Annotated in this window: 18 protein-coding genes; 7 read left to right on the forward strand and 11 right to left on the reverse strand. The window is 61.5% G+C overall.

From position 1 onward, the window contains the following. Nucleotides 1-5 precede the first annotated feature (5 nt). The 3 genes from IFJ82_RS11520 to IFJ82_RS11530 form a co-directional block, all read right to left on the reverse strand. Nucleotides 6-767 (reverse strand): glycine betaine ABC transporter substrate-binding protein, encoded by a 762-nt coding sequence (locus IFJ82_RS11520; RefSeq protein ID WP_003618459.1) that lies wholly within the window; start codon nucleotides 765-767, stop codon nucleotides 6-8. A gap of 115 nt (nucleotides 768-882) precedes the next feature. Then, complete coding sequence (locus IFJ82_RS11525) at nucleotides 883-1,791, reverse strand: Dabb family protein (protein ID WP_225578654.1); 909 nt, start codon at nucleotides 1,789-1,791, stop codon at nucleotides 883-885. Between the two features lie 29 nt (nucleotides 1,792-1,820). Beyond that, nucleotides 1,821-2,645, reverse strand: coding sequence for an acyl-ACP desaturase (locus tag IFJ82_RS11530; protein ID WP_075594936.1), 825 nt, complete (start codon nucleotides 2,643-2,645; stop codon nucleotides 1,821-1,823). A 184-nt stretch (nucleotides 2,646-2,829) separates the two neighbouring features. On the opposite strand from IFJ82_RS11530, the gene sucC reads away from it, so the two are divergent. The 7 genes from sucC (at nucleotide 2,830) to IFJ82_RS11565 (ending at nucleotide 9,982) form a co-directional block, all read left to right on the forward strand. Continuing rightward, nucleotides 2,830-4,032: an ADP-forming succinate--CoA ligase subunit beta gene (gene sucC / locus IFJ82_RS11535; protein ID WP_192264672.1), complete on the forward strand. Its 1,203-nt coding sequence runs from the start codon at nucleotides 2,830-2,832 to the stop codon at nucleotides 4,030-4,032. Further along, nucleotides 4,032-4,904, forward strand: coding sequence for a succinate--CoA ligase subunit alpha (sucD, locus tag IFJ82_RS11540; protein ID WP_003618449.1), 873 nt, complete (start codon nucleotides 4,032-4,034; stop codon nucleotides 4,902-4,904). Before sucC ends, sucD begins: the two co-directional genes overlap by 1 nt. Before the next feature lie 173 nt (nucleotides 4,905-5,077). Then, the gene (gene bioB, locus IFJ82_RS11545; protein ID WP_408901713.1) at nucleotides 5,078-6,070 is read left to right on the forward strand and encodes a biotin synthase BioB; all 993 of its coding nucleotides are present in this window, start codon (nucleotides 5,078-5,080) and stop codon (nucleotides 6,068-6,070) included. A 56-nt stretch (nucleotides 6,071-6,126) separates the two neighbouring features. After that, nucleotides 6,127-6,762: a 7-carboxy-7-deazaguanine synthase gene (gene queE, locus IFJ82_RS11550; protein WP_003618446.1), complete on the forward strand. Its 636-nt coding sequence runs from the start codon at nucleotides 6,127-6,129 to the stop codon at nucleotides 6,760-6,762. Nucleotide 6,763: 1 nt separating this feature from the next. Further along, the gene (gene queC / locus IFJ82_RS11555) at nucleotides 6,764-7,510 is read left to right on the forward strand and encodes a 7-cyano-7-deazaguanine synthase QueC (protein WP_003618445.1); all 747 of its coding nucleotides are present in this window, start codon (nucleotides 6,764-6,766) and stop codon (nucleotides 7,508-7,510) included. Next, complete coding sequence (locus tag IFJ82_RS11560) at nucleotides 7,510-8,037, forward strand: 6-pyruvoyl trahydropterin synthase family protein (RefSeq protein WP_075632079.1); 528 nt, start codon at nucleotides 7,510-7,512, stop codon at nucleotides 8,035-8,037. Before queC ends, IFJ82_RS11560 begins: the two co-directional genes overlap by 1 nt. A gap of 481 nt (nucleotides 8,038-8,518) precedes the next feature. Further along, entirely contained in the window at nucleotides 8,519-9,982 is a 1,464-nt protein-coding gene (locus tag IFJ82_RS11565; RefSeq protein WP_075632126.1) for a SulP family inorganic anion transporter, read from the forward strand. A gap of 455 nt (nucleotides 9,983-10,437) precedes the next feature. On the opposite strand, the gene IFJ82_RS11570 is transcribed toward IFJ82_RS11565, so the two are convergent. The 8 genes from IFJ82_RS11570 to IFJ82_RS11605 form a co-directional block, all read right to left on the reverse strand. Further along, nucleotides 10,438-11,364 carry a hypothetical protein gene (locus IFJ82_RS11570; RefSeq protein WP_338042216.1) on the reverse strand — a complete coding sequence of 309 codons (927 nt, stop codon included), beginning with the start codon at nucleotides 11,362-11,364 and terminating at the stop codon, nucleotides 10,438-10,440. Continuing rightward, nucleotides 11,361-12,317 (reverse strand): MlaD family protein, encoded by a 957-nt coding sequence (locus IFJ82_RS11575; protein WP_003618437.1) that lies wholly within the window; start codon nucleotides 12,315-12,317, stop codon nucleotides 11,361-11,363. The genes IFJ82_RS11570 and IFJ82_RS11575 overlap by 4 nt, the downstream gene beginning before the upstream one ends. Further along, nucleotides 12,317-13,012, reverse strand: a complete 696-nt coding sequence (locus tag IFJ82_RS11580; protein WP_003618435.1) for a P-loop NTPase family protein — start codon at nucleotides 13,010-13,012, stop codon at nucleotides 12,317-12,319. The genes IFJ82_RS11575 and IFJ82_RS11580 overlap by 1 nt, the downstream gene beginning before the upstream one ends. A gap of 2 nt (nucleotides 13,013-13,014) precedes the next feature. Continuing rightward, the gene (locus tag IFJ82_RS11585) at nucleotides 13,015-13,923 is read right to left on the reverse strand and encodes an MlaE family ABC transporter permease (RefSeq protein ID WP_003618432.1); all 909 of its coding nucleotides are present in this window, start codon (nucleotides 13,921-13,923) and stop codon (nucleotides 13,015-13,017) included. Further along, complete coding sequence (locus IFJ82_RS11590; protein ID WP_003618431.1) at nucleotides 13,920-16,265, reverse strand: adenylate/guanylate cyclase domain-containing protein; 2,346 nt, start codon at nucleotides 16,263-16,265, stop codon at nucleotides 13,920-13,922. Before IFJ82_RS11590 ends, IFJ82_RS11585 begins: the two co-directional genes overlap by 4 nt. 150 nt (nucleotides 16,266-16,415) lie before the next feature. Beyond that, nucleotides 16,416-17,096 (reverse strand): DNA polymerase III subunit epsilon, encoded by a 681-nt coding sequence (dnaQ, locus tag IFJ82_RS11595; RefSeq protein ID WP_003618429.1) that lies wholly within the window; start codon nucleotides 17,094-17,096, stop codon nucleotides 16,416-16,418. Beyond that, on the reverse strand, nucleotides 17,093-17,701 hold the full coding sequence (coaE, locus tag IFJ82_RS11600) for a dephospho-CoA kinase (RefSeq protein WP_192264676.1): 609 nt from the start codon (nucleotides 17,699-17,701) through the stop codon (nucleotides 17,093-17,095). Before coaE ends, dnaQ begins: the two co-directional genes overlap by 4 nt. A gap of 44 nt (nucleotides 17,702-17,745) precedes the next feature. Beyond that, on the reverse strand, nucleotides 17,746-18,630 hold the full coding sequence (locus IFJ82_RS11605; protein ID WP_192266515.1) for a shikimate dehydrogenase: 885 nt from the start codon (nucleotides 18,628-18,630) through the stop codon (nucleotides 17,746-17,748). Nucleotides 18,631-18,667: the final 37 nt, after the last annotated feature.

Raw genomic sequence — 18,667 nt, forward strand, 5'->3', positions numbered from 1 at the left:
CGCCCTCAGCGCGGCAGCAGCTTGCCGCGCTGCCAGGCTTCGGCGGCGGCATCTGCGCTCATATCCTCGACCCGCATGGCGTGGTCAAGCGCGCTGACCACCTTGTTACCCAGCGTCAGTTCGTCGAGTTCGTCGAGCATGTCGCTGTCAAGGTCCGCCCGCACCGCACGGCGCACCAGCATCCGCGCCGTCTGCGCCGTGCCCAGCGCGCCCTTGGGGTCCAGCAGCGGCGTCAGGCTGGTGCTGCCATAATGCAGGAAATTCGGCTGCCACAGGGCGATGACCGCCGGTTCGCCGGCCTTGATCGCCTGATCGGCATACTGCATCGCCTCCGCATCAGGGCGGGCCGCAATGGTAAAACCATGTTCCGTCAGGTTATAGGCCGCAACGCCCTGGCGCACCCGGTCCAGAACGGACTGCGCCGCCACGATTTCACGGTTTACATCATGGCCATCCGCGGCCAGTTCGGCGATGGAGGTCAGGCCCATGGCGGCGGCCGTGGGCAGGTACCAGCCGAATTCAGGCCGATACAGATCGCCAAGCGGTTCCATCCCCAGCGCCGGGTCAAGATAGGCCGCATCCACATCGGGCAGCCATGCGGACACAAACAGGTCGATATCGCCATTACGCATGTGCGCCATCAACGCCTCATGCGTGGCGGGAACATATTCGATTTCCAGCTCATAGGCTTCGAGCACACGCGCGACGGCGGCGGCCGTGGCCTCGTGCAGTGTTTCGTCCAGGTGTCCAAGCGTGACCGATGTCATGCGAATTCTCCATTCTGGCGGGTGCGTTCCTGACGGGCGCACATGATCGGCACACGCGCGACACTCCCGAACCCCGATATGTCAGCCCCCGTCCCGCACGGGCCGGGGGCCATCTTCATCCCTGCTGCTGCGTCATGCCCGGTCGCATGACCGCCGCGCGGCGCGTGCGCTGCGCCTGATGCGCAGGCAGCGCATAATCGAACACCAGCACCCCGATGATATAGGGGGCGGCGAATTTCTTGAACGCTTCGTGCGCGGGATCGAAATAGGCAGGATCGCTGACCACCGGCTTTCCAACATAGTAATTGCGATCACCTTCGGAATTGAAGGTCACGACAAACCCCTGCCCAAAGCCCTGGTCCACGCCCTCACCACTCATCTGCACGCCGGTCTCGATATCTGCGATGACCTGCTGCCCATTATCACGCCGCGATACCTGCCCCAACGCCATGAACCTGCGCACGACTTCGGCGCGCTGGGCATCGGTGATGGTAGGTAAGAAGCGCATCAGCACGATATGGCGGACCTTGCCGGGATGGAAATCGGGCGCGGTAAAGGCCCGCAGCCCGATCTGCGCCGCCTGCAGGCGCACCGCCCGCGCTTCTTCCCCCAGTTCGGGGGCCGCGGGGCCACCGACGGGCAAGGGCCCGGTCGGCACGGCGGGCCCAGGCGCGGGCACAGGCACAGGCACAGGCCGTGCCGCGACAGCCGGGGCAGACACGCCAGCCGACACACCGCCGGACATGCCTGCTGTGGCACCTGCGGATTGTGCAGCGGGAGCGGGAGCGGTGGCAGCCACAGCCTCCGGCGCCGCCACAGGGACAGATACGCCCGGCACAGGCGTCACAGGAGCATGCGCGGCGGCAGAAGTCTCCGGCGCATCGGCGTGGGCCTGCGCAAGGGGGGCGATCACCGGAACCCCGCCGGACAGGATCGCGCCAGACAGGACCACGCCCAGCACAAGGCGCGGGGCCATGCCCGCCACCGACCCGCGTTCCGCCATGCGCCGATACCTTACCGTCATCCCGTCCCTGTCCCTTCTTGCCATGCGCCTCAGGTGGCCTCCGCCATGCGGGCAAATCTTTTCTGCTGCAATTTCAGCAGCCAGTAAAACACGCGTGCAATGACCGCATGAAGCCTTCCATGCGGGGCCCAGCCTATCGTCTTGAGGATCATGCCCGTCACGCGGTTGGTATGGCGCGGCTGATAGACCTTGAGCGCGCGTGACATATACGCCGCAATACAGCGGCGATGGTCATAGGGCTGCCCCGGCGCTTCATTGGTGGTGTGATAAGCGGAGGCAAGTTCGTCATCCTCGCTTTCGCCCACACGGCCAATCGCAATGCGCGCACGCTGCCATACACCAAGCTTCTCGCGCTTCAGATAACGGTGCATATGGTCATAAAACAGCTTGAAATGACGGTATTCATCGGCGGCGATCTGCTTGCACACCGCCTTGAGCACGGGCTCCTGCGTTGCATCGGCCAGCGCGGTATAAAAAGAAGACGTCCCCGTCTCCACCATACATCGCGCGATCAGTTCCCCTGTGCGCGATCCCCGGATGGAGGTATCGACATCAAGATCCAGCCGATACGAGTCCCGGTAGCGTTCAAAGGCATGCATGTAATCCCATGACGGGTCCGCCAGCATCGCCCACCGGCCCAGTGCATCGCCATGCTGCACCTCCTCATGCGCCCACCTGTCGGCCGCCTGGCGAAAATCGGGATCATCCGCAAAAACGTTTTTCAGATATGCGGCGTAATCAACTCCGTTACGCTCCACCACCGACGCGGCCTTGACGAGGGGAATGATCTCCGGATTTACCAGTGACGGATCAAACCCGTCCCAGTCCATCTGTTCAATGCGCCAGTGTTTCATCGCAATCCGTTACTCTCGCATAAACTCCGTCAGCCCCACCGGGACATGTCATTACGCCGCACGACATGGCACATGTTTCGCCATTACGCCAAGCCCGCGTATCATGGATCGTTGTAAAACCACGCATGGATCGTGTACGCCTCATTACGCATACAACAAGAAAAACGACAGATTGGGTCGCAACATGAACATTCACGAATATCAGGCCAAGGCGCTGCTGCGTTCGTTCGGCATGCCCGTGCCTGACGGTCGTGTCGCCACCTCTGCCGAAGATGCGGTCAGCGCCGCGCGCGAGCTTGCGGCGCCCCTGACCGTGGTCAAGGCGCAGATCCACGCAGGCGGCCGTGGCGCGGGCCATTTCGCCGGCGCCGGGGACGACAGGGGGGGCGTACGCCTGGTACGCACGGCCGAAGAGGCCGGGCATGCGGCCCGCGCCATGCTGGAACGCACGCTGGTCACGAAACAGACCGGGCCGCAGGGCAGGATTGTGCGCAAGGTATACATCGAATCGGGTTGTGACATCGCGCGTGAACTCTACCTCTCCCTCCTTGTCGACCGGGCCAATGGCCGCATCGCCGTGGTCGCGTCGTCCGAAGGCGGCATGGAGATCGAGGAAGTCGCCGCAGCCCACCCCGAACGTATCCTCAAGGCTGTGATCGACCCGGCCCTTGGCCTTTGCGATTACCAGTCGCGCGACCTTGCGGTGAAACTCGACCTGACGGGACGTTCCATCCGCGCGTTCCAAAATGTCGTGCGCGCCGCCTATGACGCGTTCTGCGGGCTTGACGCCGCCATCGTGGAAATCAACCCCCTGATCGTCACCGGATCGGGCGACCTTCTGGCGCTCGACGCCAAGATGTCCTTTGATGACAGCGCGCTTTACCGCCACCCCCACCTTGCCGAACTGCGTGACGAGGATGAGGAAGACCCGCGTGAGCGGGAGGCCGCGCGCCACGGGCTGGCATATGTCGGGCTCGACGGGTCGATCGGCTGCATGGTCAACGGCGCGGGCCTGGCGATGGCGACGATGGACATCATCAAGATGGAAGGCGAATCGCCTGCCAACTTCCTTGATGTCGGCGGCGGGGCGACGACGGAACGCGTGGCCGCGGCCTTTCGCATCCTGATGTCGGATCGCAACGTGCGCGGTATCCTGGTCAACATCTTTGGCGGCATCATGCGCTGCGACGTAATCGCAGAGGCCATCATCGCCGCATCGCGTGACACCGGCCTGAACGTGCCGCTGGTGGTGCGCCTTGCGGGCACCAACGTCGAACGCGGGCGCGCCCTTCTGGCCGAATCCGGCCTGACCATCATTCCCGCCGACGACCTGGGCGATGCCGCCCGCAAGATCGTCGCAGCCGTTCGCACCGCCGGAGCAGCCTGATGTCCATTCTTGTCAACAGTTCAACCAAGGTCATTACACAGGGCTTCACCGGCGCACAGGGTACGTTCCATACCGAACAGGCCATCGCCTATGGCACCCGCATGGTTGGCGGTGTCACGCCCGGCAAGGGCGGGGAAGTCCATCTGGGCCTGCCGGTATTCGACACGGTGGCCCAGGCGCGCGAGGCAACCGGCGCCGACGCCTCGGTCATCTATGTGCCGCCCGCCGGCGCGGCCGATGCGATACTGGAGGCGATTGCGGCTGAAATCCCGCTGATCGTGTGTATCACCGAAGGTATTCCCGTCCTGGACATGGTGCGGGTGCGCATGGCGCTGGAACGTTCATCAAGCCTGCTGGTCGGCCCGAACTGCCCCGGTGTCATCACGCCCGGTGAATGCAAGATCGGGATCATGCCCGGCCCCATCCACCGCCGTGGCCATGTGGGCATCGTCTCGCGCTCCGGCACGCTGACATACGAAGCCGTGGCCCAGACCTCGGCCATCGGGCAGGGGCAGAGCACCTGCGTCGGCATTGGCGGCGACCCGGTCAAGGGTATGGATTTCACCGATGTTCTGGAACGCCTGATCGCGGACCCCGACACCCATTCGATCGTCATGATCGGTGAAATCGGCGGCACATCGGAAATCGAGGGCGCGGAACTGATCCGTGCAAGCGGCACGAAAAAGCCGGTCGTCGGCTTCATCGCCGGGGCGACCGCACCACCGGGCCGCCGGATGGGCCATGCGGGCGCGGTCATCACGGGGGGGCACGAAACCGCCGCCGCCAAGATCGAGGCCATGCGCGAGGCCGGTATCCATATCAGCGCAAGCCCGGCAGAGCTGGGCACCACGCTGGCGCGTATCCTGGGCTGACACCTCACGGGGGACGCATGGACGTCCCCCACACCAGCCACACGCCAAAAAATATCCGGCACCGCCGCGCAGTCCGTGACAAGGAACGGCATTGTATGGCAGATGCTGCTTTTCATAACCCCTGAACCGTCCGAGGATCCCGCCAGATGTCCGATGGCATTATCGCGGCCACCATGCCGCATGCGACCACAACGCCGGTCCCGCCGCCGCCATCAATCAGGACCGACTGGACCCGCGACGAGGTCGCAGCCCTGATTGCCCTGCCATTCCCTGAACTGCTGTTTCGCGCGCAGGCGGTCCATCGCGAACATTTCGACCCGACGGAAATGCAGATTTCCACCCTGCTGTCGATCAAGACAGGCGGCTGCCCCGAGGACTGCGCCTACTGTCCGCAAAGCGCCCTGCACGAGGATGGCGGCGTCAAGGCCAGCCGCCTGATGGCCGTGGAAACCGTCATGAAGGAAGCCCGCGCCGCGCGTGACGCGGGGGCTGCGCGCTTCTGCATGGGGGCGGCATGGCGTTCGCCCAAGGAACATGATCTGGAAACCGTGTGCGCCATGGTCGAAGGCGTGAAAAGCCTGGGCATGGAAACCTGCGTGACGCTGGGGATGCTCGACAATGCACAGGCACACCGCCTGCGTGACGCGGGGCTGGATTACTATAACCACAACATCGACACCTCCCCTGAATATTATGGGGAGATCATCAGCACCCGCACCTATCAGGACCGTCTGGATACGTTGTCGAACGTGCGCGATGCGGGCATCAATGTCTGCTGTGGCGGGATTATCGGCATGGGCGAGGACGAAAACGACCGCGCGGGCCTGATCGCGACACTGGCAAGCATGCCGCGACATCCCGAAAGCGTGCCGATCAACATGCTTGTCCGCGTCGAGGGCACGCCATTGGCGGCGAAGGACACCGATACAGTCGATCCCATCGAATTCGTGCGCATCATCGCCGCCGCGCGCATCACCATGCCCACCAGCCGTGTCCGTCTGGCCGCGGGACGCGAGGACATGAATGACGAGGCACAGACGCTGTGTTTCCTCGCGGGGGCGAACTCCATTTTTTATGGCGAGAAACTCTTGACCACGCCCAACCCTGCCGCCAGCCGCGACATGCGCCTGCTGCAACGGCTGGGCATGCATACATCCGGCGCCTGAACGGCCCCGTCCACCCGCCTCCTTGCATCTGCGTTCATACAAGGTCACGTCGCGTCATGTCCTATACGGTAAAGGAGATATTTCCCACATTGCAGGGGGAAGGCAGCCAGGCCGGCCGGGCTGCTGTCTTCTGCCGCTTTGCGGGCTGCAACCTGTGGTCCGGCCGCGAAATTGACCGTGACGACGCGACGTGCCGGTTCTGTGACACGGACTTTATCGGCACGGATGGCATGGGGGGCGGGCGTTTTGCCGATGCCGCGTCGCTGGCCGATGCGATTGCCGCCGCATGGCCGGCCGCATCGCGCAGGGACGCCTTTGTCGTCTTTACGGGGGGGGAGCCCCTGCTACAGCTGGATGCCGCGCTGGTTGCGGCGATGCATGCGCGGGGGTTTTTCATTGCCGTGGAAACCAACGGGACCATACGCGCACCCGACGGGATCGACTGGATCTGCATGAGCCCCAAGGCAGGGGCGCCCCTGGTGCAGACGTCAGGGCATGAACTCAAACTGGTCTTTCCACAGCCTGACCTGATGCCCGAACAGGTGGCTGGGCTGGATTTCGCACAATTCTGGCTGCAACCGATGGATGGCCCGGAACGTGTGTCCAATACCAGCCACGCCGTGGAGTATTGCATGGCGCATCCGCAATGGCGGCTTTCGTTGCAGACACACAAGCTGATCGGGATTCCCTGACATGACCATTCCCGCAACTTCCGCCGCCGGGCCTTCGGGTGACAGCGCGCTTGTCGTCTTTTCGGGCGGTCAGGATTCGGCAACCTGTCTGGCATGGGCGCTATCGCGCTTTGCGCATGTCGAAACGCTGGGCTTCGATTACGGGCAACGCCACAGCGTCGAACTATCCTGCCGCGCGGCGCTGCGTGACGGGATGGCGCGGCTTGACCCCGCATGGGCGGCGCGGCTTGGCCCTGACCATACGCTCTCGCTTGACGCGCTGGGCGCGGTCTCGGATACGGCCCTGACGCGCGAGGCCGAGATTACGTTGGGGGAAAACGGGCTGCCCACGACATTCGTGCCGGGACGCAATATCATTTTCCTGACCTTTGCCGCCGCTCTTGCCGCGCGCCGCAACGCGCGCCACATCGTCACCGGCGTGTGCGAGACGGATTATTCAGGCTATCCCGACTGTCGCGACGATACGATCAAGGCATTGCAGGTGACACTCAACCTCGGCATGGCCAGCCGACTGGTGCTGCATACGCCGCTGATGTGGATCGACAAGGCACAGACATGGCTGATGGCCCAGGAACTGGGCGGCGATGCGCTGGTCGGGTTGATCAATCGTGAAAGCCATAGCTGCTATCTCGGCACACGCGGGGTCATGCATCCATGGGGGCATGGGTGCGGCACATGCCCCGCCTGCCAGTTGCGACGCGCGGGGTGGGAACGTTTCAGGGCCATGACACAGGGCCATGACATCTGATGCTTGAACTGGTCTTTACCCGACGTTTCTGCATGGCGCACCGGCTGCTGTCGGGGGAAAGCGAACGTTGCACCCTGCCCCATGGGCATAATGAATATGTCCGTGTAACCCTGCGCCCGACCCGTCCCGATCGCCTTGATGGGACGCAGAACATGGTCGTCCCCTTCCACCGTGCCAAGGGGACATGGCATGCCTTTGTCGATAACAGCCTCGATCACGCCTTCCAGCTTGGCGAGGGCGATCCGCTGCTGTCATGGTTCCGCGCGCATGAACCCGAACGCGCAGGCCGGATTGTCGTCACCCCCGGTGATCCCACGACAGAGTTGATGGCGTGCCTGATGATGGCAAAGCTCAATGCCTTTCTGCATGCCGATGGGGATCTGCTGACCTGTGCGGAAATTGTGCTTGAGGAAACGCCAACCAATACCGTGCGCTATGCTGGTGATCCGCTGCTGATGTTACCCACCCCCCGCCCACCGCAGGCATGCTGGTGGCGACGCGCGGATATGAGCATTGCGGACACCTGAATAGAATTCACGATAACCGACTGGAATTATTATATTTTCTCACACAATATTATAATATCATTGCGTTTTTAACCCAGAAGCTACGCGGATGCTTGATTTCCCGTGACGCTTCTCCTCCCGCCAAGGCATGGCATCCTGTCGTTTCTTCGTTTAAAGACTGTTTGAAAAGTCAGGCTTAATAACATACTGAAATTATAAAGGTTTTTTGGTGAAGCTTTTTCCAAGAAGCTTCAGAAGACGCCGCCTTTTTGAAAAAAGGCGGCACCCAAAAACTTTTCTTGTTTTTTATCAATGATTTGTTTTCAAACACTCTCTTACCGGCAGGTAGTGGATTGAAAACTTCCCCGCCCCGTTCCACCGACCTGTTATGATCTGCGCAATCCTGTGCATTTTATGACCCGATCCTGCGGGCACAGCGGGCATGACGCATGCATGGGCATGGGGCGCACGCACCTGCATCGACCACAATGGAAATGAACGGATGAATGGACTGATACATTATCGCGACGAATGGTTTGGCAACATACGGCGCGACATCCTTGCAGGGATGGTGGGGACTTTTGCGCTGATCCCCGAAGTGATTGCCTTTTCCTTCGTCGCAGGTGTCGATCCAGAGGTGGGGTTATATGCCTCCTTCGTCATCAGCGTGGTCATCGCCTTTGCCGGGGGGCGGCCAGGCATGATTTCCGGGGCGGCCGGGTCCGTCGCACTGGTGGCGGCAGCACTGGTGCGGGGACATGGGGTGCAATACCTGCTGGCCGCTACACTGCTGGCTGGCCTGTTTCAGGTGATCTTTGGCCTGCTGCGACTACATGTCCTGATGCGCTATGTCTCACGTCCAGTACGAACCGGTTTCGTCAATGCGTTGGCGATCCTGATCTTTTCCGCGCAGCTTCCGCATATGATGCATGTCTCGTGGCATACCTACGCCATGATCGCACTGGGCCTTGCCATTATCTATGGCGTGCCGAAATTCTTTACCGCCATTCCCTCCCCCCTGATCTGCATCGTGATCCTCAGTGCGATCGCGGCATGCTTTCCCATGCCGCTTCATACGGTGGCGGACCTTGGACGCCTGCCCGACAGCCTGCCGCATCTTGTCTGGCCCGATATCCCCTTCAGCGGCGCGACATTGGGGATCATTGCCCCCTATGCCCTCGCCATGGCGACGGTGGGCGTGCTGGAATCCATGATGACCGCCAGCGTTGTCGATGACATCACCGAAACCCACAGCAACAAGCGCATGGAATGCACCGGCCTTGGCATCGCCAACATCGCCGTGGGCCTGTTTGGTGGCATTGCGGGATGTGGCATGATCGGACAGACCGTGGGCAACCTGCGTTATGGCGGACGGGGACGGCTTTCAACCTTTGTCGCTGGCGCATTCCTGCTGCTGTTGATGGTGGCGCTGCGCCCGTGGGTGGCGCGGGTGCCGGTGGCAGCACTGGTGGCCATCATGATCATGGTTTCCGCCAGCACATTTTCATGGTCGTCGCTGCGTGACCTGCTGCACCATCCACGCCTGTCAAGTACGGTCATGGTGCTGACGGTGGCGGTCGTCGTCACCACCCATGACCTTGCGGCAGGTGTGCTCGCAGGGGTACTCCTCAATGGCGTGTTCTTCGCCTTTCAGGTGTCGAAGATGCTTGATATCCGCAGCACCTGCGATGCCACACAGGATATCCGCACCTATGTCGTCACGGGTCAGGTCTTCTTTGCTTCCGCCGACAGTTTCACCGATGCCTTCGACATACGCGACAATGTCCGGCATGTCCGGATCGACCTGCGACAGGCACATCTGTGGGATATGACGGCAGTCGGTGCGCTGGAAAATATCGTCGGAAAAATGCGCCAGAATGGCATGACGGTGGAGGTCATCGGGCTGAATGCCGCCAGCGCCACACTGGTCAACCGCCATTCCAGTATTGAAGTCACGGCACAATAAGCAGACCGGTTATGGACTTTGAAACAAGCCAAACCCCATCACAGGATTTTTGAAACAACCTGTTCATAAGGAATGACAGACTTCCTGAACAGGGCTTTGTTTCAAAGACGTTTGAAACAAAGCCCTGTCAAAAAATTCATCCAACGGGTTAATGGACCTGTATTTTCAAGCCGCCGAGAATTTCAGGACACCATATTTCTGCGACAAGACGGTGCCCGGTGATCTGTCCTGAAAAGCCACCGCTGGAGACTGCGTTCCCCTTTACGCCTGTTGGTCAGGAAACAGTCCTTTAGAGATTGTTTGAAAACAAGTCATTGATAAAAAACAAGAAAAGTTTTTGGGTGCTGCCTTTTGATCGAAAAAAGGCGGCGTCTTCTGAAGCTTTTTAGAAAAAGCTTCACCAAAAACCTTTATAATTTCAGAGTGTTATCAAGCCTGACTTTTCAAACAGTCTCTTATTTCCGTGTAACGGCGCCAGTGGCAGTGGCAGCCGCCTTGGGCTGGGTTGTGCTGTCATTCGCAGGGGAAGCAAACGGGTCCGGCATGTTAAGAGTTCCAGCCAGCTTGCGCCACGCATCAGCATTCTGCGTATCGCCTTCCTTCTGCGCGCTCTGGCTGGCACGCAGATACAGTGCTGCCGCCTGCGATACATTGCCCGCCTGTCCCGCCGCACGCGCGGCCACACTCAGCCCACGGGCCATATCGCGATATTCCACATGCGTCTGCCGGGCGGCAACCGCCTGCATCGCGTCCTGATACGCCGTCTGCGCATTCCCACCATCGGCAAGCAACCTGCGCGCCGTGATTTCCTGGGCATCCGCCAGCCATGACCATGCCGCAGTTTTCGGCAGTTGGGTAAAATAGGCCGCAACCTTATCCAGCGTCGCCCGGTCCCCCCGGGCATCGGCAATAATACCCGACAAAAGCTGCGCCTTCTCCACAATCGCGGGATCAGACGCGCGCGCGGCCGATGTCGCACTGTTCGCGGCCTCATCAAAACGGTCAAGCCGGTAAAGCGCACCGGCCTGCACAAGGTCGAGCCCCGTATCATCGGACTGCGCCCCACGCACAGACAGCGCGGCACGGGTAGAGGCAATGGTGGTCAGGGCATCCTGTGGGCGATTTTCATCAAGCTGCACAACCGCAAGGTTATAGCCCGCATCCCCGATGGCGGCGACATCATCGCGCGCCAGCGCCCGGACACCTGCGGCACGGTACTGTCCCTCCGCCACCGACAGCCGGCCAAGGTCCACCGCGTCACGCCCTGTCTCCATATCCTGTGACAGGGTACCGTCGGTAGGGGCTGCGACCTTTCCCCCGCCCCCGCAACCGGCAAGCACGAGGACCATGGCAACCGATGCCAGATAAGTTGCACGCATCATGGCTGCACCTTCCGCGGAGAGAGCCGGCCATGCGTCTTCGCAGGCGTGCCATGACCACCCAGAAGCCACATGCCGCGCAACTGGTCCACAAGCTGTTGCAGGCTGTGTGCTGTTGTCTGCGCCTGCACCAGAAGCACCGGAAGCTGCTGGCTGGCATCGTTGAGGTTCTTGGTAATGGCCGGAAGCTGGGGCGATGCGTTGCGCAGGTCGCCCGTTGCCTTCTGCACGTTGGCCATGCTGGCATCGGCTTTTTTCATGACGTTCGCCAGTTGCCCCTCGATGGGCGTAAGCTGCGAAATCGTGGCATTCAGGGTGGTGATCGTCGTTTCCGCCTGACGGATCAGGTCGTCATTGGTCATCAGGCGGCCAACCGATCCCTTGCCCGCATGCATGTCCGTAATCGTGGCGTCCATCGTCGCCATCATATGCTGCGCATTGTCCAGCACAGGCATGATACGCGCCCGGATGTCGGCAAAGGTCTGGGTGATCGTATCCGCCGGATTGGGGGCGTTCGTCGCATTCAGGACAGCATAGCTCCAGTCCAGCTTGTCCCCCGTGCCACGGGAGATATCAATATAGCTTGCCCCTGCCACCACGAACTGCCGCCGGATCACGGCGGCGCTGTCGCGGCGGATATAGGGTTCGATGTCAGGATCAATTTCGGCAATCGCATACATACCTCCAGACGGATTGATCCGCACCCGGCGGATCGTACCGGCATGAATGCCCATCACCTCCAGGTTGTCACCCACCGACAGGCCGCCCACACCATTTTCAGGCAGGACAATCCGCAGCCGCCCCGCCGGCGTCAGCCAGCTTCGCAGGACACCGGCCTCCAGCACCGCGCCGAACAGGATCAGCAGTGAAAAAAGAACAAGAACACCAACCCATTCATCCGCATAGCGGACACGGACAAGCTGACGGATTCCATAGGATTGCTGTTTCTGTGCCATTATATCACCCGCATGGGGAAAAGACCTTCATCAAGAAGGCGCATGTGAATGTTCACCGCCTTGCGATAGACACTCCATGACGAGGTATGCCGCGCAAGCCAGACCACACCGCACCCCCGGTCGCGCGCCGCGGTCAGGGTTTCTAGAAACGGAAGCACCATTTCCGCTGGCAGCATATCGGATATATCCTCCAGAACAAGCAGGTCGGGCCGCCCCATGAAGGCCCTGACGCATGCCGCCCGCGCAAGGTCCGCGGTGGACAGGTGGTCGGGCGTGCTGATCGGCAGGCCGGGGAAACCAAATCTTTCCCCCAGGACCGTGGCCGCCGCGACGACATCCTCCAACGCGTCCGTGGTGTGGTAAAGTTCCTGCATCATGATGTTCAGGTGGGTGCCAAGCATGTTGATCCACCCCCCCGCGCGCGGGATGCGCCCGATACGCCCACGCAGGGCATTAAGCTGCCGGTCCGCAAGCGTGCCCCAGTCCAGCCCCATGAACCTGCATGTCCCCTGCGACAGCGAAATCATGCCCGAACACAGGTCCGCGAACATCGCGGCACGCCCGGCATCGCGGCAGTCGATCACCGCGCAGTCACCAGGCATCAGCCGGAAATCATATGGTACGGGCATCAGTCCCGTTTCCTCGAACGAGGGAACGACCTGACGCAGTTCCAGAAGGGGAGCGTTTGCCACCATCGTCAGAAATCCAGCATGAACAGGATGTTGACCACCATGATGAGCATGATGCCACGGGCGAAACCACGCGGCATCAATGTCGCGATCGTATCATTATTGCTGACGGTCAGGCCGGAAATACATGCCCCCAGCCCGACAAAAAAGCCAACGAGCAGGAATTTGAGCGGGATAATCAGATAATCCCACGTCGTCATCGCCGCCAGCACGTTAAAGAAGAACGTCCATACAGAGGAATTGATCGCCCCCGTCGCGTGCGCGACAAAGAAGCCCATCAGCAGGGACACCACCGCAAAGATTATCCCCAGCGAAAAACCACCAACCATGAAGGCAAAGGCGCGCGGCATCACCAGCGTCAGGAACGGGTCGAGGCCACGGGCCTGCATGGTCCGTACCTGCCCATTGAGCACCATAAGCCCGATTTGCGTCAGTGACAGCATGCCGCTGCGGCCCAGCAGGATGATCCCCATCAGGATGGGGGTGATTTCACGCACAAGGACAGAGACGAGGATCGAGCCCGTCATCTGCGCCATCCCGGCGAAACCCAGCCAGTACGCCGCCTGCGACACCACCATCAGGCCCGCAAGCGTGGCGGTAACGACCGTGCTGATCAGCCCCCCGGCGATAACCTGCCGCAGGCAACTGCGGAATTCAAAAATAACCGGCCTGCGCCACGCATTGGGACGCAGGCTTTCACGCAGGGTCCCCCATCCCGCCCCCACCAGCATGAGGGTAAAGCGCACCTGATGGCGTACGAAACGCCCGATCGCAGCAAGCCATGGCGCAACCCGCAGCAGGAAGCGTGTCACCGGCGGCGGCGCGGATGGCGCATCAGGCGCCGCCGTCCTGCCTGGCGCGGGCGTGGCCGATGGCCCCGCTGTCACCTCATGGAGTGTGGGATCGTTCGGGGTCATCGCCGTCCGGCCAGCACATATGTCCGCGTCAGCCCCAGACCCGGCACGAAGAAACGTCCACGTTCACGGAACAGGAACGACTGACGCAGGCTGAGGTACATTTCCTCCGTCACCTGGATCGTGCCTGCATCGGGCGCGCCCTGCGCCATCAGTTCGGCCATGCCCATGGCATCCCCCCACAGGTTGAATACCCGTGGTTCCTGCCCCAGCAGCCCGCCAAAGACCGGCCCGACATCAATACCGATGCGGAAAACCGGGTCGAGGTCAGCCTTCGCCAGCATCGACATCGTCACTTCACGCATCGAAAGCGCTGCATTCGCCATCCGCTGCGGCGCGCTTTTGTCCGGGGTCTTGGAACACCCGGCCACGCATACCAGCCGGTGACCCAGCATACGGATCGAATACAGCCCGTAATGATGCGCGATCTGTTGAAGCTGCTGCGCCATTGCATCAATCAGCTTCAGATTTTCCGACGGGTCATTCTGCGACGTCAGCACCATATCCGACAGGCTGATGACCATGATCGCCACGGCGGGATAGAACCCTTCAAGCTTGGAAGGATCAACATCGAGCGGATAGGCACCATCAACCTTCAGCGAACCTGGCGGCACGAGGAAGCCCTGGCTGGCGTCGGGGGCTTCTTCTTCCACCTTCTCATTCTCGGCGAGTTCGGCGCGCGCAGCCTCGACCGCCGAATAATGCTGCGCGGAGAAGCGGGTCGCAGCGATGCCCGCGATCATGTCCACAAAATGCGTCACCAGCGCGGCCTGCGGCGCATCCTCCAGCGTGATGACACCCACAGGTCCATTCGCCCCAAGGATCGGGCCAAGGAACAGGCTGTGGCTTCCCATCGAACGCATGTAAAGACGATAGAAATTGGCCGTCCGCTCATCCGTGGACGCATCGGCAACCAGCAGTGAATCCCCATGGGATACCGCATCGAAAAATGTCTTGAGTTCGCTGGTGGACAGTTCGAAGCCACCGGAATGGGCATCTTGCTGGCGGTCATATGAATCGATGCACATCAGCGTGGCGCCATCATGCAGGATGCGCCATATCCCCGCACGCCGCGCCTGTGACAGGTCCACCAGGCTTTCCGTCAGGATCAGCGCGTCATCAGACGGATTGAACAATTCGGGATAGGACGCGACCGTCTGCAGCGAATGGCTTTCGTAATTGGAAATCGCGCGGAAACGTTCAAGGTCATGCTGCACATGTTCCGTCTTGCGTCCCTGCCGGAACAACAGCACCGCAAGGATGGAGGACATGATGACGACAAGGAACGCAAAGAACAGGTTCTGCCGTCCGTCGGCCTTGGCAAACTGCGCGAAATCGCTTTCGGGGGCGACAAGCATCAGCACCCAGTTCTGCGACGCAAGCGGCACCGGCGACAGCATGGTGATATAGTTCTGCCCCTTGTTGCGCAGGGTGCGTGTGCCATAACTGTGGACGCGGTACTGGTCGAATGCCTTGGACATCACCGGGTAATGCACCGGGTCCAGCAGCATCTTTTCCGGATCGCCGTGGGCTGCGACCTCGATCTCATGCATCTTGTGGCCCGCCAGCACATGCCCCGACTGGTCCAGCAGGACACCATGCCCGCTCTGCCCGATCTTCAGCGCATCGAGGAAGTCCGTCAGATGGCTGAGTGACATATTGATGGCATAGACATAGGTCTTGCCACTTGCGGTGGTGTAGGGCATGCCCGCCGAAATCGCCATCTGCTTGGTAACTTCGACGATATAGGGCGGGGTCCAGACCATCTTTCCCGCCTTGACCGCCTGCTGGTACCAGACATGAAGGCGCGGGTCGTAACCATTGGCCTTGGTCTTCTGCTCACTGACAAGCTTGCCGTTATCATCGAAGATATGATGGACGAACGTGGCGTCGGGCGTGCCCTTGTTCTGCAGCGATATCTGCTCCAGCCCCTTATTGTCGGGACCACGCTGCACCAGGCTGAAATTGCCGTCGCTGTCGGCAAGGTAGTATGACTGGATCTGCGGCACGTTGCGCAGCATGCTGCTGCTGTAGCCGTAAAAGATCTTGTCTTCGACCGTGGGATTGCCGTGCATCAGCATATCGCGCGCGATCACCGCCCCGGCGGAGGCCGGTGCGAGGAAGTTGTTCACTTCATTCCCGACATATTCCTGCTGGCTCAGCAGCAGGCTGTGGGTCAGGCTTAGCGCCCCGTTACGCACCGTGCGATAGGAGTGCCAGCCAACACCGGCAATCACGGCAATGACCATCAGGACCCCCGCGACGGGAATCCCCACATGGGTGACAAAACGCCTGAACTGGTCGGAAGGGGCAACCGAGGGATCGACAATCTCGTCCGGGGACACTGCTCTCTTCCTGTCTTTACAATAACCTGACGCTACGCTGGTGTGATCCTAGATCATGCTGGCGCATACGGCCACACCCACAGCGCATGAAAGCGATGACAATGGGACAACGCAAACACCGATTACACCCGACATAGGTAAAAAAAAACTTCAAGCCCGCCATAATGGGTCCGATATTTCATCGACAAACCGCGCATGGGCCGCGATTTCCGCCGCATCAGGGACAACACGCACCACGGCATGGCCTGCGGGACGGGTATAGTCATAGGCGGCACTTGGCGTGCCCCCTTCCTCTACCGACAGGCCGAGGCCACGCTGCCTGCCGCCGCTGAGTTCGATATAAACCTCTGCCAGCAGCTTGCAGTCGAGCAGGGCGTTATGGGTCGTGCGGGCCGAAAGGTCGATGGAAAAGCGACGACACAGCGCATCAAGGCTGTTGGGCATTCCCGGAAAGCGTGCCCGCGCGATCTGCAACGTATCGACCATACGCGTCATCGCCAGTTCCGGCAGCCCGGCGCGCCGGAATTCGGCATTGAGGAACCCAAAATCGAAGGCCGCATTATGGGCGATCAGTTCGTCATCACCAATGAACGCCAGGAATTCGTCCGCAATCTGCGCAAATTTCGGCTGCCCCTCCAGATCCGCGCGGGTAAAACCATGCACGCGCGACGCCTCCTCCGGCACATCGCGTTCGGGGTCGATCAGCACGCGGAAACTGCGGCCACTTGGCAGGTCGCCGATCAGTTCGAGGGCCGCAATCTCGATCACGCGATCACCGTTCAGCGGGTCAAGCCCGGTGGTTTCGGTATCAAACAGGATGGAACGCTTCATCTCCGGCCCCTTTCTTGTTCACGGCGCACCAGCGCCACCACCGCATGGACCTGCCGCCATGTCAGCGCGCGCGACAGCCCCGTGTAAATCACATGATCGGCCCGCGCCCGGCGTTGCCGGTCATCCATCTGCCGCGCGATGATGGCGTCCACCTGCGCGGGGGTCATGTGACCACGCGCCAGCACGCGCGCGCGCTGTACCGCGCATGGCGCGCTGACGGCGATCACCCGGTCACACAACCGGTCCATTCCCGCCTCGTACAGCAACGGGATATCCAGCACCACCATCGGGCGATGGGCGCGGCGCGCGGCGTGCAGGAACCTGCGGCATTCATCGAACACCATCGGATGAATGATCGCCTCCAGCGCCCTGAACAATGCGGGATCAGCCACCACGGCACGCCGCAGGGCAATGCGATCCAGCCTGCCATCACGCACGGCATCAGGGACAAGCCGCCTGATCGCGGGCAGCGCCCGGCCGCCAGGCGCCTGCAGGCGATGCACGACGGCATCCGCATCAAATATCCACGCGCCCAGCCTGCGCAACATCGCGCCCACCGTGGTCTTGCCCATCCCGATGCCACCGGTCAGCCCGATAATGCTCATCCCGCCGGATCGGGTCCGATGCCCACGCATATCACCAGGCCGCGTCAGCGCCGCTCCCCCCGAAGGTCGGCATCAAGCAGTGCCACCACCTCCGGCCCGATGACGGGGTCCGTGCCGAACCATTTACGAAAGCCCAGCCGCGCCTGATGGATCAGCATGCCCAGGCCGTCCACGTAACGCAGGCCACGCGCCGCCGCATCATGCAGCAACACCGTCTGCCGTGGGACATAGACGATGTCACATACCACCAATGTGGACGCCGCCCGCGCCAGATCGACCGGCAGGCCACCTGCCGGGCCGCCATCCATACCCAGCGACGTTGTATTCACCAGCATGTCGCACCCCGGCAACACCGTATCGAGCGCATCCCACGGCGCAACATCGACCATCGTCCCCGCATCGGCGTCCGCGCGCATGGCATCAGCAAGTTCGTGCGCCCGTGCGGGGGTACGGTTGGCGATGGTCAATGCGACCCCACGGTCAAGCAGGCTGGCGGCAATGGCCCGTGCCGCCCCCCCGGCGCCAAGCAGAAGCGCCCGGCCGCCCTTCACCACAACGCCATGCGCCTCCACATTGGCGACAAAGCCGTCACCATCGGTCGAAAACCCTTCGATGGCCCCGTCGGGTGCGAAAACCAGCGTATTGACCGAACCCGACCGCCGTGCCGAACGATCCAGCCGGTCAACGATGCGAAAGGCCGCTTCCTTGTGCGGGATCGTGACATTCGCCCCACGGAACCCCGCAGCGCGCAAGCCATGCACCGCAACGTCAAACGCGCCGGGACGGACCGGCAGGGGCACATACGCCCCGTCGATCCCGTACTGCGCCAGCCAGAAATTATGCATCAGCGGCGAACGTGAATGTTCCACCGGCCAGCCGATCACCCCCGCAAGCGCCGTATGCCCGCCGATCCGGCGCGGCGCGGGCATGGCCGCCATGTCCCCCGCCTCGATATCATCAACACCG

The sequence above is a fragment of the Novacetimonas hansenii genome, assembly GCF_014843995.1.
Lineage (GTDB): Bacteria > Pseudomonadota > Alphaproteobacteria > Acetobacterales > Acetobacteraceae > Novacetimonas > Novacetimonas hansenii.